The following is a 15,870-nucleotide window of genomic DNA, read 5'->3' as shown; positions in this document are numbered from 1 at the left end:
CATTGCGTAGCGATTTTCATCGTGAGGGTATGTCGTCCGACAGACCGTTTTTCACCGCTCCCGAGGAGGAACTCGATACGAATCAAATACTGTACGAAGCGCTCCCCCTCGCCAAACTCGTCGTGGCCGTCGGTGTGGTCGCGTTCATCCCGATACTCCTGCGAACCACCCTGTTCGAAATCCTCGGGTTGGCTTCCCTCTTCGAACTCCTGTTCACGTTCCTGACACAGCTCGTCCTCGCCGTCGGGTCCGGTATCATCCTGCTGTATATCATCGTCCGGGCCAACCAACTCGCCGACGAATAGCTCACGACCCAACTACCCCCGTCCGATTCTCCTGTCACGTCTCTATCGTCCGCGTCACCCATCCCGTCGGCCCATCGTATCGCATCCGGCACCGAACGAGCAAATCGGTTGTGTTGTGCGAACGCTTATCATTCAGGCCGTTGCCGGTTTCCACATGAGTCAGGGGGATTCGGGGGACCACCCCGTCACGAAAGTTCTGCGAACCGTCACGCCGCCTTCCCGCGGCCACTCGGACAGCGAAATGAACACCATCGGCGTCGCGGTGTTTCTGGGCCTGCTCGTCCTGCTGGTTCCGCTCCTGCCGTTTTTGATCATCGCGTGGGTCATCTCGAAACTGACCGACGAACTCGCCGGACGGGCACCTATCGGGGAGGAGTAGCGACCGGGGACGAACGAGTCCTATACGGACCCGAACGGTGTCCTCGGACCCGTATTTTTCCACATCGCGGAATTATTTCACTCAATGCGTATATCACTCCGTACTGATATCACCCGGTATGCGTCAGGACGCGCATTCGACGCGGAACTATCGAACGTCTGTCACCGAATCGCGTCACTGACGGTCGGAACGATATCTCATGACATGCGAACCAACGGACGCGGAGATGAAACGGCGACGGTTGCTGAAGACCATCGGTGCGGGAGCGCTCGCGAGCGGTCTCGCGGGGTGTAGTTCGGTTTCCACGGGGAACGAAGACGGAAACGAGACGTCGAAAGCGACCGCTTCCCCCACCTCTTCGAAAACGACCGCCGACGGGACGACGGCGGGAACCGACGCGCCGCCGTCGGACGGAAAACGGGTCGCGTTCGGCGACTGTACCGGCGTTCTCCCCGGAGAGTGTTCACCGCAGACGCTCACCGACGACATCACCGAAGACACGACGCTCGGGGGCGACTGCAATCGATACGTCGTCGAGGGAACCGTCGGCGTCACCGACGCGACGCTCACGGTGACGGCGGGAACCGAACTCGTCTTCGAGCAGAACGCCGGACTCAAAATCGCCGCGGACGGGACGCTCGTCGCCGAGGGAACGTGCCAGCGTCCCGTCGTGTTCACCGGTCGGCAACGGACCCGCGGTTTCTGGCGCGGCATTTACTTCGAGGACTCCGACAACCCCAACGCGATGGCCTATTGCGTCGTCGAATACGCTGGCGGCGGGGACGAGTTCTGGCAGGCCGACGACAACGCGAACCTCGCGGTCGGCGGGAGTTCCCGACTCGCGGCCTCGAACTGCGCCGTCCGCGAGAGCGCGGCGTGGGGATTCACCTTCGGTCCCGAGGTGAACGTGGACGACTTCTCGAAGAACATCGTCACCGCGAACGCCGCGGGTGCGGGCTTCGTCCGCGACGCCTCCGCCCATCACGTCGATGGCTCCGGAACGTACGCCGGGAACGACGACGACATCGTTCACGTGTGGGGCCGCGACGGACTCGGGGCCGGTTTCGACGCGACGTGGGACGCGCTCGACGCCCGCTATCGCGTGGCTAAACTCGTCGAACTGCGCAAGGACGCCCACCTCACCATCGCGCCCGGAGCGACGCTCTCGTTCGAACAGGAAGCGGGTCTCAAAGTCTCGGAGTCGTCCCAGTTGACGGCCGCGGGTATCGACCCAAACACCGAGGAATCCAAACCGATCACGTTCACGGGCGAGCAGAAGACCCGCGGATTCTGGCGCGGTCTCTACTTCGAGACGTCGGACCGCGTTCCGAGCGTGCTGGAAAACTGCGTGGTCGAGTACGGCGGCGGTGGCGACGAGTACTGGACCGCCGACGCGCACGCGAACGTCGCCGTGGGAGGCGGCGCTCGCGCTCGCGTCACTCACTCGACGCTCCGTGAGAGCGGGGGATACGGTTTCAACTTCGCCGAGGAAGTGACGATAGACTCGTTCGTGAACAACACCGTGACCCGCAACGCGACCGGGGCGGGCCACGTCCGCGACGACCGCGCGCAGTTCCTCTCCGACACCGGAACGTACACCGGCAACGACGTGGACAGGGTGTACGTCTGGCAGCGCGACGACATCGGAACGGACCTTGACGTGACGTGGGACGCCATCGACGTCCCTTACTTCGTCGATACCGGCGCGATAGAGACGTACGGCAACCTCACCATCGACCCCGGTACGACGGTCGAATTCGGGCAGGACGCCGGACTGAAACTGCTGGACGGCGGCACCCTCACGGCCGTCGGCATCGTGCCCGACACCGAGGAGTCCAAACCGATAACGTTCACGGGCGGCCAGAAGACGCGGGGCTACTGGCGCGGCATCTACTTCCAGCAGACCGACCGAACCGAGAACCAACTGCGGAACTGCGTGGTCGAGTACGGCGGCGGTGGCGACGAGTACTGGAGCGCGGACACCAAGGCCAACGTCGCCGTTTCGAACGGCTCCCGGGCGCGAATCGACGGGTGTACCATCCGAGAAAGCGGCGCGTGGGGCTTCGACTTCTCGGACGACGTGTCCGTCGATTCGTTCACCCGCAACACCGTCACTGCGAACGCCGAGGGTGCGGGCCACGTCCGCGACGACACCGCTCACTTCCTCTCCGACACCGGGACCTACACCGGCAACGACGAAGACCGGGTGTACGTCTGGCAGCGCGACGACATCCGCGAATCGATGGCCGTGACGTGGGACGCCATCGACGTTCCCTACTTCATCGACACCGGCCCGGTGTCGGTGTACGGCGCGCTCACCATCGAACCGGGCGCGACCCTCGAATTCGGGCAGGACTCCGGCCTTCGGATGTACGACGGTGGTATCCTGTCCGCGGTCGGGACGGGAGACGAACCCATCACGTTCACGGGCGAGCAGAAGACGCGGGGTTACTGGCGCGGCATCTACTTCGACGATACGAACCGCACCGAAAACGAACTCCGCTACTGCGTGGTCGAGTACGGGGGCGGCGGAAACGAGTTCTGGAACGCGAAGGAACACGCGAACGTGGCCGTCACGAACGGCTCGCGGCTCTCGATACGACACTCCACGGTTCGTAACTCCGCCGGATACGGCTACGAAGTCACGCAGGATTCGACGCTCACCGCGAGCGCAAATTCTGTCGTGGACAACGCGCTCGGCGCGAGCGTCAACACTTAAAAACGAGTGTTCGCGGCTCGGGTCGCGTCGTTACAGCCCGAGGAGGTCGAACGGGTAGCCGTTGTCGTTCTCGTTCGCGTGCTCGTAGACGACGTGGGCGGCCGCGACGTCCTGAATCGCCAGTCCGGTGCTGTCGAAGACGGTCACGCCGTCATCCTCGGTGCGGCCGTCGAGGTCGCCGATAACGATGTCGCCGATGTCGCCGTGGATGTCGTCGTCCGTGAGGGTGCCCTCGTTGTACGGGACGTTGATTTCGCCCGAGTGGGTGGTCTGGGCGTGGTCGTCGATGACGAGTTTCGCGTCCAACAGGAGTTCGTCCGCGAGTTCGTGTTTGCCTTCCGCGTCGGCACCCATCGCGTTGATGTGGGTGTGCTCGCCGACGGCATCGGCGGAGACGATGGGCGTCTCGACGGGCGTCACGGTCGAGAGGATGTCACAGGACGCGGCTTCCGAAATCGATCCGGCACGAACGTCGAACTCGTCGTCGAAGTAGTCGATGAAGTCCGCGACCGCTTCCTCGTCCAGGTCGCTGATGACGACTTCCTCGATGGGGCGAATCTTCGAGATGGCTTCCAACTGGGTGTAGGACTGGACGCCAGCGCCGACCAGTCCCATGCTCGTCGCGTCTTCGACGGCGAGGTGGTCGGTCGCCACGGCGGCGGCCGCGCCCGTCCGCTTCATCGTGAGTTCCGTCCCGTCCATGATGGCGAGCGGGAACGCTGTCTCGGGGTCGCTGTAAATCATCGTGCCCATGACCGTCGGCAGGTCGAACTCCTCGGGGTTGTCGGGATGGACGTTGACCCACTTGATTCCGGCCGCGTCCCACCCGTCCGCGTCGAGGTAGGCGGGCATCGACCGGAAGTCACCGTTGTACTGGGGCAGGTCGATGTACGATTTCGCTGGCATCTGCGCATCGCCGAGCGCGTACGCCGCGAAGGCGTCCTCGATGGCCCGGATGAGTTCGGGCATCTGTGTGTTCTCGTCGACCGCATCCTGGTTGAGCAGGAGTGTTTCCATAGTCGGAGGGATACGCGGTTCCCACTTAGTTCCATCTTTTACCGATTTTTGCTCACTATCGCCGTCTCCTATGGCGATTTGGGGTCCATATCGGCGGGAATCGTGTGAATTCTTAATCTCGAAAATACTCGAAGGAGATTCACATTCGACGGTCTGATTGCAGTAACATCCGGCAAACACGTCGTGATTCGACGTGGGTTCAAAAATCAGTTCGAGTTCAGTAGACGAATCCTCGGTTCGATCGGGGTGAAAATCGAACGGTGGCCGATTTTCTATCTGCCTGATTACGGTTCACCGCCCCGCGACGACGAAACCGGATTCCGACCCGAATCAGCACGTCTTCTCGGCGAATTTCACGCTGTCTTCTCGTATCGTTATCGTGAGGTGATGGCAGTCCGTCGCGTGCCAGATTCGACTCCGGTTGGGCATCCCATCGACGGCTATCGACAGGTCGTTCGCCGTCGGGTCGTTGGTGGAGCACGGATTCGAACAGTCCGCGAGGGTGGCGACGGCGACCGGAGCCGATGTGGAGAGAAACGAGCGGCGGTGCATGATTTCCGTTCTCAAATCGGAACATGACTGTTAACTTAACCGACAGTCGTCAACGACCATCGTCCACACTATCCGCTACGCGCCGCTAATCGTTGTGAGTCCAAAAAATCGGGTCGAGTTCAATCGACGATACTTCGGGTGCGGTCGGGCTGAAATCGGCCGTTGACCGATTTCCGTCTCACGGGCTTCGCCCGTTCGACATTCGAGGTTTCTTCGAAACCTCGCTTACATAGCCTTGGCCGAGGGAACCTCGGCCGTGCAATGAAATTTCTCCTTTCGTCGAAATTTACATTGCGCCGCCCATACCGCCCATGCCGCCCATGCCGCCTGCCGGTGGGCCGCCAGCGCCCTCGTCGCCACCCTTGTCGGTGGAGAGGTCGCCGGCCGAGATGATGTCGTCGATTTTGAGGACGAGGTTCGCGGCCTCGGTGGCACTGGAGAGTGCCTGTTCCTTGGCGTGTGCGGGTTCGACGATGCCCGCCTCGAACGTGTCTTCGACGTCGCTGCTGAAGACGTTCAGGCCAGCGCGCTTGTCGCCGTCCTCGTGGGCCGCGCGGAGGTCGACAAGCGTGTCGATGGAGTCCAGTCCGGCGTTTTCGGCGAGCACGCGCGGGACGAGTTCGAGCGAGTCGGCGAACGCCTCGACGGCCAGCTGTTCGCGGCCTTCGACGCTGTCGGAGTAGTCGCGGAGTCGGGAGGCGAGTTCGACCTCGATGGCACCGCCGCCGGAGACGATTCGGCCGTCGCTGACGGTCTGGGCCACGACGTCGAGCGCGTCCGTGATGCCGCGTTCGAGTTCGTCAACCACGTGGTCCGTGGAGCCGCGGAGGAGGAGCGTGACGCCGTGTGCGTCGTCGCCGCCGCTGACGTAGAACAGCTCGTCGCTCTCGTCGCGGGTGACGCTTCCTTCCGCCACGTCGTCCTCACTCGCGCTGTCGAGGTCCGAGACGATGGTCGTGTTGAGAATCTCGCGGAGGAACTTGATGTCGCTCTTCTTCGTGCGGCGGACGGCGAGGATGCCTTCCTTGGCGAGGTAGTGCTGTGCGAGGTCGTCGATGCCCTTCTGGCAGAAGACGACGTTCGCGCCGGTGTCCTTGATCTGCTCGACCTTCTCCTTCAGCTGGGCTTCCTCGCGGTCGAGGAAGTTCTTGAGCTGGTCGGGGTCGTTGATGGAGATTTCGGTGTCGACGTCGGTCTCCTCGACTTCGACGGCTTCGTTGAGGAGGAGAACCTTCGCGTCCTCGACCGAGGTCGGCATGTTGTCGTGAACGGGGTCCTTGTCGATGACGCCGCCTTCGAGCAGTTCGGACTCGCCCGCGGAGCGGCCGGTCTGCGTCTCGATGTTGACGTATTCGAGGTCGACGGTGCCCTCGACGGTGACCGCCTGCACGGCGTCCACGATAATCTGGCTCAGGACTTCCTTGTTGAGTTCGGCCCCTTTGCCGGTCATGCTGGTTTCGGCGACTTTGCGGAGGAGTTCCTCGTCGTCGGTATCCACTTCGTCGGCGATGTTGTCGACTTCCTCGCGGGCCTTCTCGCTCGCCAGGTGGAACCCTTTGATGACCGCCGTCGGGTGGATGTCCTGTTCGAGGAGGTCCTGTGCGTTCTTGAGGAGTTCACCCGTGACCGCGACGGCCGTCGTCGTGCCGTCACCCGCTTCGTCCTCTTGGGTTTCGGCGACTTCGATGATCATCTCGGCCGTCGGGTTGTCGATGTCCATCTCCTTGAGGATGGTCACGCCGTCGTTCGTGATGGTGACGTCGCCCATCGAATCGACGAGCATCTTGTCCATCCCTTTCGGGCCGAGTGTGGAGCGTACCGCGTCCGCAACCGCTCGCGCCGCGGTGATGTTGTGTTCCTGCGCGTCCTTGTCCTTGACTCGCTGGGAATCTTCGGACATTACGATCATCGGCTGACCTTGCATGCGCTGACTCATAGTACAAGAGCGACTATGTTTGTGCTTCTATATAAATCTTTATCCAGCCGTTCGTTAGGATACGGTATTCGATATCCTGTCAGCGTTGGAAACCACTGTAAGGCGGCCGGAAATGCGGAAATCCGTGTCGGTGGTTAACACGTCTCTTTTTCTTCGACATTCGTCTCAAACTTCTATTTATATGCTCTGATGCTCGGTGGCTCCTCGCTCGAACATTGCCACTTTTCTTCCTCCTTTCCTCGCTCGACGCATTCGCTGGCGAGTGCTTCGTTCCGTTTCTCATCCACTCTCGTTTTCCTCGTCGTGGCTCGTCGCGGATTACTCGTCTTCCGGCACTTCCGTGTGGCCGAGCCTGAGGTTTCGATAGTAGTACATGTGTGTCGCCCCGGAGACGGTCACCAGTGCAGCGAGTCCGACCGCCCACCCGATGTCCGGGACCAGGCCGAGCGGTCCGGCGTCGAACCACGCTCCGGTCAGCAGTGTGAGACTGATACAGCCCAACACGAAATAGTACTCGGACCACGGGAGGTTGTTGTCGGGGATTATTTCGAGATACGTGTTCAGCGGTTCCGCCTGTTCCGTCAGCGTGACGTCGCCGTGTGCCGCATCGTAATCGATGAACCCCGTTTCGTCGAGTTTCGGAAGATGGGCTTGTTGCAGCGTGTTGTACACCCGTTTGCGTTGTTGTGAGGTCACTTCCTCGACGGTGACGTCGTTTTCCCACGCCGCGATTTGCGTCGCGAGCTCGCCGATTTCGACCGGTCCTTCGTTCCGTCGTAAGTAGTGAATCGCGTATCGTCGGCGTCGATTACTAAGTATCTGAAATATAATGTCTCTGGACAGCGGCGTCTTCTCCATCCCGTCGGCTCGTTTACTCATTAGATGTCGACCCGTCGACCGCGAATGTTTGTTTTCGAGAGGTGTCTCAAGCTATTTAATATTTTGCCCGGATTCAGCAGAAGTTCTCCGTTGCGTATACACGTCCACTCTCGGTGTAGGTGATGCCGATTCCCTCTCGATCCCAGTGTTTCGAAAGGATGTTTTTTCGGTGTTCGGGCGAATGCATCCACTGCGTCACGAGTCCGCGAGCCAACGCTCTCGCGGTTCGATACCGAACGACGTCTCCGGTATCGGTTCGTACTCGTAAATCGAAGTACGTGTACGCGATGTTTTCCCCCGCACCGCGAAGACAGTGGTAATCCTCTCGACGATAGCGGTCGCCGGGGTCGACACCCGTCGGTGAGACGTGTTCGAAATACCCTTTCCGTCCCATATCGGCGCTGTGATTTCGCGCGATGTCGCGCAACGCGGCGTCGAATTCGAGCGGGTCGAGTCCGTGTTTCGTCCGCTCCTCGTTCACCGCGACGTGAACGTAGAACTCGACCCAGCGACGGAACCGCGTCGTGTTCGGGTTCGTGAGCCGTTCCGGTCGGTCGTGTGGCACGTCGATGACTCGTGCGCCTTGTGCGGAATCCAGCGTCCGCTCGCCGGGAACGTGATAGCCCGCGAAGTACGACCCGAAAAACAGCACTGTCAGGAGGACGAGGGCGACGGGAACGAGCGAGCGCATTCGTCTGCCTTTCGACCCCGGCGAAGATGAATGTCCGGGGGGCTCGAGTCGAACGCGCGGATGGCAGTGACCCTTGAATTAGTCGTAGCTGACCCGCGGGTCCACGAGCACGTAGGCCACGTCCTGTACGAAGTTCCCGACCAGTCCGATGAGGATGGGTATCATCGTCGTCGCCAGAATCAGACCCGCATCGCGGCTCTTGATGGCTTGGAACGCGAGCGACCCGAATCCGGGGATGCCGAACACCATCTCCACGACGAGGAGCGTGATGAACAGCATGGTGAGCGTCTCGGTGAAAAACAGCGAGACGAGCGGTAGCGCGGCGTTCCGGAGCACGTGCCGCGCCACGTCCCGCGCGGTTGCGCCGTTCGCCCGGAGCGTCTTCACGAACTCGGCGGGAACGTATTCGAGCGACGTGGACCGCGCGTACCGAATCTGCACGGTAAGCAGGTTTATCGTGACGACGAATATCGGGAGCAGCATGAACGGGAAGTTCTGGGGCGTCCAGAGTCCGTATCGACCGTCGAAGTACGACGCCTGAATGCTCACCCGTTCGAGGACGATAAGCGACGACCAACTCGCCAGCCAAAAGCCCGGCATCCCCAATCCGGGGTACGTGACTGCGGTGACGAGGCGGTCCACGTAGCCGTGCTGATGCACCGCCGAGTACAGCCCGATGTACGTTCCGAGGATGGTGGACAACACGACGGCCGGAATCAGATAGACGAGCGTGAGCGGAACCGCGTCGGCTAACAGCTTCGTTACCGGCGTGCCCCCGATGTTCGTCCCCCAGTCGAACGTCGTGTACGCGACGATCCAATTCACGTATCGGTCGAGTATCGGTTGGTCGTAGTTCCGCGCCGCACCGTAGGCGTGTTCGGCCTTCTCCACCGACCCACCACCCATCCCCGCTAAGAGTCCCGCGGTTCTCTGGTTGGGGTCGGGCGCGTACGCGTATACGAGAAAGATGGACGAGAGGAGGAGATACGCCGCGAATATCGTCCAGAGCGCCCGTTTGGCGATGTATCGACGCACGCTACGGCTCTCCGCCCACTCGCAATTCTTCGTCCTCGCTCGGCGCTATCGGTGCCGTTCCGCGTCGAGTCGGCGATGAACTCGTCCCCATGCTATTGATGCCCACAATTCGTCCCTTCCGAATAAATGTTTCCTGTGTTACAAACCCCACGTCGGCGTCGTCACCGGACGGCCCGCCTACCGATGACTATATTTTTTATACCCCTGTTGCATTGTTAGCGTTAGTCTGTCATTGAATTGTCTCGTCTGCGGGTGAGACTCCCGCCGTCACGAGACACGAGAGAAGGATTCGACCGCCCATGGCTACACGAAACGACACGTTCGATACGATAGAATGGAGCGAGTACACGACCGATTCGCGGTCGATAGCACGACGAACGGTGGCGTTTTCGCTCGTCGCGCTCGCGGTAGCTCTCGGGTTTTTCTACGACCTCTTTTTCCTTCCCGACACCGACTCCCTCGTTTTCGAGTGGAACCCGACCCCGCTGGATTGGATATTTACTCTTTCGCTCGCCATCTTCTTCTGTTACGTCCTCGTTCCGCTCGCCCAAAATCGAGAACTCACTCGCCGTCGCTGGGAGCAACTCAAAACGAATCCGGTTGCCGTCGCCAGTCTCGGCTATCTCGTCTTCTTCTTCGTTACCGGACTCGTCGCGCCGATGTTCCTCTCTCCCCTTCGGGACGCCATCGTGGCCGCGGACGGGTTCCGATACGATATCACGCCGTACCAGCCCCCGTTCGGGTTCACCGTCCCGTTCTACGGCATCGGTATCACGCGCTGTGTCGGCCAGTTAGCGAACAACGCGTGTCACGGAAATCTCATTCACCCCCTCGGAACGACCGGCAGCGGGGAAGACCTGCTGATAGAAATCCTCCAAGGCATGCGCGTCGCGCTCGAAGTGACCCTCATCAGCGCGACGCTCATCGCGCCGCTTGCGACCGCCGTCGGAACCGTCGCGGCCTACTTCGGCGGCAGGGTGGACGAAGTGCTGATGCGCTACGTGGACCTTCAACAGGCCATTCCGCCGCTGTTCGTCTTTCTCCTCCTCCAAGCCCTCTACGGCGGGAGCATCCTGCTCATGATCGCCGTGTTCGGGTTGCTCAGTTGGGGAAGCACCGCTCGACTCGTTCGGAGCGAGGCGCTCCAGAAGACCGAACTCGGATTCGTCCGCGCCGCGAAAGGTGCGGGAAGCGGCCATCTCCGGATCATCCGCGACCACCTCCTTCCAAACGTGTCGAGCACCGTTCTCGTCTCCGTGACGCTCCAGATTCCGACCCTCGTCCTCATCGAGGCAATGCTCGGCTACTTCAAACTCCACGGCGACGGGCAGAACTCGTGGGGGTATCTCATCTACGCCGCGTTCCACAACGACTTCCACCCGACGTTCCTCTGGTGGGCGGAAGTGATTCCGGTGGTCTTCATCGTCCTCACCGTCGCCTCGTTCAGCTTTTTGGGCGACGCGCTCCGCGAGATTCTCGACCCCAGAACGAGGGAGGGACTGTGACCGACCCGTTGCTTTCCGTGTCGGGACTCCGGACGACGTTCGAAACCGGCCGCGGGACCGTCAAGGCGGTCGATGGCGTTTCGTTCGACGTGAACCGCGGGGAGACGGTCTGTCTTGTCGGTGAAAGTGGCTCCGGGAAGACCGTCGCCTGCGAGTCGATAACGCGGCTGATTCCGACGCCGCCCGGCGAAATCACGGACGGTCGAATTGTCTTCGACGGCGAGGACGTCCTCGACTGCTCGTCGAGCGAACTCCGCGGGATTCGAGGCAACCGCATCGCGTACGTCTTTCAAAACCCACAGAACGCGCTCGACCCGGTGTACAGCGTCGGACGTCAAGTCGCCGAGTCGGTTCGCTATCATCGGGACGTGAGCAAGAGCGCGGCCCGTCGCCGCGCAGTCGAACTCCTCGACCGCGTCGGCATTCCGAAGGCCGAGGTTCGAGCGGACGACTATCCCCACGAATTCTCGGGCGGAATGCGCCAACGGGTCGTCATCGCCATGGCGCTGGCGGGCGAACCCGACCTGCTCATCGCGGACGAGCCGACGACGGCGCTCGACGTGACCATCGAAGCCCAGATTCTGGAGTTGCTCGCGGACTTGCAGGCCGAACGCGACATGGCGATTCTGTTCGTCACCCACGACCTCGGCGTCGTCGCCCAAATCGCCGACCGCGTGGTCGTGCTGTACGCCGGGAAGGTGATGGAACGAGGGAGCGTTCACGACATCTTCGACCATCCCGCCCATCCGTACACGCAAGCGTTGCTCGCGTGTCTCCCCGGTCGCGGCGGGAGTTTACAACCCATCGGCGGGTCGATGGCGGACCCGGTATCGCCGCCGTCGGGGTGCCGGTTCCATCCGCGGTGTCCGCACGCGACCGACGATTGCGAGCGGAGCGGACAACCGCCGTTGCAGGGCGTGACGGATTCACAACACGCGTCGTGTATCTTCTACCGCGAGGGCCGCGATTCGTCGGTCGTCCTCGGCGATGACCCCGAACCGATACAGGAGGAACAGCGATGAAATCGAATGAAGCGAACGACCCGACTGGAACGGACACGACGGCCGAACAGACTGAAACGGCCGCAACGGACGACCCGACCGAGGAGCACGATTCCGCGCTTCTCTCGGTCCGCGACCTGAAAAAGCAGTATCCGGTCACGGAGGGAATCACCCGAAAGGAGACGGGTCGCATCCGCGCGGTGGACGGCATCTCCTTCGACGTGTTCCCCAGCGAGACGGTCGGACTTATCGGCGAGTCGGGGAGCGGGAAATCGACTGCCGCGACGACGTTGTTGTCGCTCGAAGCGCCGACCGACGGAACAGTCGTGTTCGACGGTGACGACATCGGTACGTTCGACCGCGCCGAAACCAAGGCGTTCCGTCGTCGCGCCCAGATGGTGTTTCAGGACCCGACGACGACGTTCGACCCGCGGATGAAAATCGGCGAGTCGGTCGCAGAACCCCTCTCGATTCACGGCATGACCGACGCCGACCAGCGCCGGACGATAACCGAGGACTTACTCGGTCGCGTCGGCCTGTCGGCGGAGGAGTTCGACCGCTACCCGCACGAACTCTCCGGTGGGCAGAAACAGCGTGCGGCGTTGGCACGGGCGTTGATTCTGAACCCCGACTTGCTCGTCTTGGACGAACCCGTCTCGGCGCTGGACGTGTCGGTGCAGGCTGAGATTCTGTCCCTGCTTTCGGATTTGCAGTCGAAGTTCGACCTCTCGTTACTTCTCATCAGCCACGACATGGGTGTCGTCCGGGAAATCTGTGACCGCGTGGCGGTGATGTATCTCGGCGAAATCGTCGAACGCGGTTCGACCGAAGACCTGTTCCGCGACCCGCAACACCCCTACACGCGAGCCCTCGTCTCGGCGATTCCGACGCCGGACCCGGATGCGGCAACCCACCGAGTTACCCTCCGCGGCGACGTTCCCGACGCCGCCTCGCCGCCGTCCGGGTGTCGGTTCCACTCCCGATGTCCGTCGGTCATCCCCCCCGAGCGGTACGACTTCGAGCAGGACGAGTGGCGGTCCGTCATGGACCTCCGCGTCGCGGTCGCGGACGACGACGTGAACCTCGACGCGCTTCGAAAACTTGCAGTCGCACGTGGTGCCGCCGAGAACGAAGGGGCAGTAACCGATACCCACCTCCGCTCCGCGCTCCGCGAGGAGTACGACATTCCCGACGAGTTGACCGACGCTGACGCCGAATCGGCGCTGTCGGCCGCCCTCTCGGACGTCGTTTCGGGGACCATCGAAGATGCGGACGAACGACTTCGGGTGGAGTTCTCGACGATTTGCGAACGGAGGGCTCCCGAGGAACGGGCGACCGGTGCCGGACATCCGGCGGCGTGCCACCTCCACGATTCGGTAACGGAACCGGACGAGGAGTGGGAGTGGGCGTCGGTGGACTGATACCGAACCCCGGGACTGGGATTTGAACTCGCCCGGACATTCCTGCTCGCCTCACATTCGTTCGGCTGCGCGGGCCGTGTCCGGGCTGCTCGAATCCAGTATAACGTTTTCTTGTTCGCCGCTTCGATGAGCACCGCAGAGCGGGTGCTCATCGGTTAGTTCACTCGAAAACGCCGGGACTGGGATTTGAACTCGCCGAGACGTTCCGGGTCACTCACTTCGTTCGCTTTCCGGGCATGCGACTCGTCTGCTCAAATCCCTCGGCGATTTCTCGCTCCAGTCGCCGTAAGCACACGCTACGCGGTGCTTACGGACTTGCTTCGCGGAGAAATACGCCGGGACTGGGATTTGAACCCAGAATCCCATAAGGGAACACGCTTTCCAGGCGTGCGCTTTGCCATTCGGCCATCCCGGCCTACCAATTCGTTACCCGGTGTTGCTTTTAAACCCTTCTGTTCTAGTTGAGTACCCCTTCGCCGACGTAACTGAGGACCGGCGCGCCGACCGCGACGACGAGCGTCGCCCCTGCCTTGACCGCTATCGAATATCGATAGCCGGTGAGCAACTCATAGCCTTGCAGGAGGACGAGAAACGAGAGGACGCCGATTGCGCCCCACAGCAGACTCGTCTTGACGCGGGGATTCACGGTTACTCGGTGCTGGCGATAGCCTCGATTTCGACGCCCACGCCCTTGGGCAGGTTGGCGACCTCCACCGCGCTCCGCGCCGGTGGGTTGTCCTGGAAGTACTCCTGATACGACTCGTTCATCTCGTCGAAGTCCTCGATGTCGTCCATGAACACCGTCACCTTCAGCACGTCCTGCATGGTCAGGCCCTCCTCTTCGAGGATGCCCTTGACGTTCTCCAGACTCTGGCGCGTCTGGACCGCGATTTCCTCGTCGTCGAGGAGTTCGCCGTCGGGTGTCATCGGAATCTGTCCCGCAGTAAAGAGGATGTCACCGTTCGTCGTCGCTTGACTGTACGCTCCCACTGCTTCCGGGGCGTCCTGCGTGCTGATAGTTCGCTTCATGTCGGTGTCTTCGGTCGCTAGAACTTAAACCTACGTCAAAAGGGTGCGAAAAATCGAACGACCTGCAAGTCAGACGAGGACTTCCACGTCGAATCCGTTTTCGCGGAGCGAGTCGAGGAGCGCCTCGACGTGCTCCGTCCCGCGGGTTTCGAGGTCGAGTTCGACCTCCGTCGCGTTCATGCCGATGTCGCGCGAGGTGCGGTCGTGCTGGATGGCGTAGATGTTGGCCTGCGCGTCGGCGATGACGTCGAGGAGCGTTCGGAGCGACCCCGGTCGGTCCTTGAGGACGGTTTTGAGTTTCACGTAGCGGCCGGTTTCGACCAGTCCGCGCATGATGACCGTCGTGAGGAGGTTCATGTCGATGTTGCCGCCGCTGAGGACGGGAACGACGACCTCCCCGTCCTCGTAGTCGAACGCGCCTTCGAGGATTGCGGCGAGCGACGTCGCACCCGCCCCTTCCACGAGCGTCTTGCCCCGTTCGAGCAGGTAGGCGAGCGCCACCGCGATTTGCGAATCCGAGACGGTGACCACCTCGTCCACGCGTGCGTCGATGACGTCGAAGGTCTGCTGGCCGACGCTCCGGGTGGCGATGCCGTCCGCGATGGTGTCCACGCTGTCGAGGGTCTGGACCGACCCCTTCTGGAGCGAGTCGGCGACGCTGGACGCGCCTTCCGCCTGCACGCCGACGACGCGAACGTCCGGGTTTCGACCCTTGACGGCGGTTGCGATGCCGCTGATGAGGCCGCCGCCGCCGATGGGAACGACGACGGTTTCCACCTCGGGAAGGTCGTCCATTATCTCCAGTCCGATGGTCCCCTGCCCCGCCATCACCTTCTCGTCGTCGAAGGCGTGGACGTAGGTTCGACCCTCAATCTCCTCGATTTCGTGGGCGTGCTCGGCGGCCTCGTCGTAGTCCTCGCCGTGGAGCACCGCCTCCGCGCCGTAGTTCTCCGTCGCGCGGACCTTCGAAATCGGCGCGTGTTTCGGCATGACGATTTTGGAATCGACCCCGCTCCGAGTGGCCGCCAGCGCGACGCCCTGTGCGTGGTTGCCCGCGCTGGCCGTGACGACGCCCGCGTCCTTTTCTGCCTCCGAGAGCGTCATGATGCGGTTGGTCGCGCCGCGAATCTTGAACGACCCCGTTCGCTGGAAGGTCTCCAGTTTCATGTGGACCTCCGCCCCGGTCATTCGAGTAAACGTGTGAGAATAGTCGAGCGGTGTGTGGCGGGACGTCTCGGCTACCCGGTCCCGCGCCGCCAGCACGTCTTCGAGCTCTAGCATGGTTGTCGGTAGTTTTTGCGACGCTTTATCGTTTGGGAACCGAATCCGCGGATTTGTGTCCGCTTCAGCGCCGCTAACCCAATTTCGAGTGAGAGTTGTCGGAAACGAAGTCCGTCAACG

15 protein-coding genes and 1 tRNA gene are annotated in these 15,870 nt (G+C 61.9%); 6 read left to right on the top strand and 10 right to left on the bottom strand.

The features are described 5' to 3' along the window. The first annotated feature begins 29 nt into the window (after positions 1-29). The 3 genes from OPC11_RS13955 to OPC11_RS13945 all read left to right on the top strand — a co-directional run bounded on the left by OPC11_RS13955 (position 30) and on the right by OPC11_RS13945 (position 3,403). Positions 30-305, top strand: coding sequence for a hypothetical protein (locus tag OPC11_RS13955; RefSeq protein WP_007982264.1), 276 nt, complete (start codon positions 30-32; stop codon positions 303-305). A 154-nt stretch (positions 306-459) separates the two neighbouring features. Beyond that, positions 460-684 (top strand): hypothetical protein, encoded by a 225-nt coding sequence (locus tag OPC11_RS13950; protein ID WP_264782304.1) that lies wholly within the window; start codon positions 460-462, stop codon positions 682-684. A gap of 199 nt (positions 685-883) precedes the next feature. After that, the gene (locus OPC11_RS13945; RefSeq protein ID WP_264782303.1) at positions 884-3,403 is read left to right on the top strand and encodes a hypothetical protein; all 2,520 of its coding nucleotides are present in this window, start codon (positions 884-886) and stop codon (positions 3,401-3,403) included. A 30-nt stretch (positions 3,404-3,433) separates the two neighbouring features. Here OPC11_RS13945 and OPC11_RS13940 read toward each other — a convergent pair whose 3' ends face one another. The 6 genes from OPC11_RS13940 to OPC11_RS13915 form a co-directional block, all read right to left on the bottom strand. Then, a complete protein-coding gene (locus OPC11_RS13940; RefSeq protein ID WP_264782302.1) occupies positions 3,434-4,420 on the bottom strand; it encodes an ornithine cyclodeaminase family protein in 987 nt (328 codons plus the stop codon). A 330-nt stretch (positions 4,421-4,750) separates the two neighbouring features. After that, the gene (locus OPC11_RS13935; RefSeq protein ID WP_264782301.1) at positions 4,751-4,972 is read right to left on the bottom strand and encodes a hypothetical protein; all 222 of its coding nucleotides are present in this window, start codon (positions 4,970-4,972) and stop codon (positions 4,751-4,753) included. Positions 4,973-5,258: 286 nt separating this feature from the next. Continuing rightward, positions 5,259-6,896 carry a thermosome subunit beta gene (gene thsB, locus OPC11_RS13930; RefSeq protein ID WP_264782529.1) on the bottom strand — a complete coding sequence of 546 codons (1,638 nt, stop codon included), beginning with the start codon at positions 6,894-6,896 and terminating at the stop codon, positions 5,259-5,261. 330 nt (positions 6,897-7,226) lie between these two features. Next, positions 7,227-7,787 (bottom strand): hypothetical protein, encoded by a 561-nt coding sequence (locus OPC11_RS13925; protein ID WP_018128888.1) that lies wholly within the window; start codon positions 7,785-7,787, stop codon positions 7,227-7,229. Positions 7,788-7,860: 73 nt separating this feature from the next. Then, positions 7,861-8,478 carry a CAP domain-containing protein gene (locus OPC11_RS13920; protein WP_264782300.1) on the bottom strand — a complete coding sequence of 206 codons (618 nt, stop codon included), beginning with the start codon at positions 8,476-8,478 and terminating at the stop codon, positions 7,861-7,863. A gap of 78 nt (positions 8,479-8,556) precedes the next feature. Then, entirely contained in the window at positions 8,557-9,513 is a 957-nt protein-coding gene (locus OPC11_RS13915) for an ABC transporter permease (protein WP_264782299.1), read from the bottom strand. Positions 9,514-9,812: 299 nt separating this feature from the next. Between OPC11_RS13915 and OPC11_RS13910 the strand changes: the two genes are divergently transcribed. Genes OPC11_RS13910 through OPC11_RS13900 form a run of 3 tightly spaced genes read left to right on the top strand, consistent with a single transcriptional unit; the run spans position 9,813 to position 13,440 of the window. Continuing rightward, positions 9,813-11,018: an ABC transporter permease gene (locus OPC11_RS13910; protein WP_264782298.1), complete on the top strand. Its 1,206-nt coding sequence runs from the start codon at positions 9,813-9,815 to the stop codon at positions 11,016-11,018. Then, positions 11,015-12,040 carry an ABC transporter ATP-binding protein gene (locus OPC11_RS13905; protein ID WP_264782297.1) on the top strand — a complete coding sequence of 342 codons (1,026 nt, stop codon included), beginning with the start codon at positions 11,015-11,017 and terminating at the stop codon, positions 12,038-12,040. The genes OPC11_RS13910 and OPC11_RS13905 overlap by 4 nt, the downstream gene beginning before the upstream one ends. Further along, positions 12,037-13,440: an ABC transporter ATP-binding protein gene (locus OPC11_RS13900; RefSeq protein WP_264782296.1), complete on the top strand. Its 1,404-nt coding sequence runs from the start codon at positions 12,037-12,039 to the stop codon at positions 13,438-13,440. Before OPC11_RS13905 ends, OPC11_RS13900 begins: the two co-directional genes overlap by 4 nt. A 333-nt stretch (positions 13,441-13,773) precedes the next feature. On the opposite strand, the gene OPC11_RS13895 is transcribed toward OPC11_RS13900, so the two are convergent. The 4 genes from OPC11_RS13895 to ilvA form a co-directional block, all read right to left on the bottom strand. Next, positions 13,774-13,855, bottom strand: a tRNA-Ser gene (locus OPC11_RS13895). A gap of 42 nt (positions 13,856-13,897) precedes the next feature. After that, positions 13,898-14,086 carry a hypothetical protein gene (locus tag OPC11_RS13890; RefSeq protein WP_264782295.1) on the bottom strand — a complete coding sequence of 63 codons (189 nt, stop codon included), beginning with the start codon at positions 14,084-14,086 and terminating at the stop codon, positions 13,898-13,900. 2 nt (positions 14,087-14,088) lie between these two features. After that, positions 14,089-14,469, bottom strand: a complete 381-nt coding sequence (locus OPC11_RS13885) for a Rid family detoxifying hydrolase (RefSeq protein ID WP_007982282.1) — start codon at positions 14,467-14,469, stop codon at positions 14,089-14,091. Positions 14,470-14,538: 69 nt separating this feature from the next. Beyond that, positions 14,539-15,750: a threonine ammonia-lyase gene (gene ilvA, locus OPC11_RS13880; protein WP_264782294.1), complete on the bottom strand. Its 1,212-nt coding sequence runs from the start codon at positions 15,748-15,750 to the stop codon at positions 14,539-14,541. Between the last annotated feature and the right edge of the window lie 120 nt (positions 15,751-15,870).

The organism is Haladaptatus sp. T7 (assembly GCF_026008575.1).
In the GTDB taxonomy this organism is placed as follows: Archaea; Halobacteriota; Halobacteria; order Halobacteriales; family Haladaptataceae; genus Haladaptatus; species Haladaptatus paucihalophilus.
This window is presented reverse-complemented; position numbering and strand designations above follow the sequence as displayed.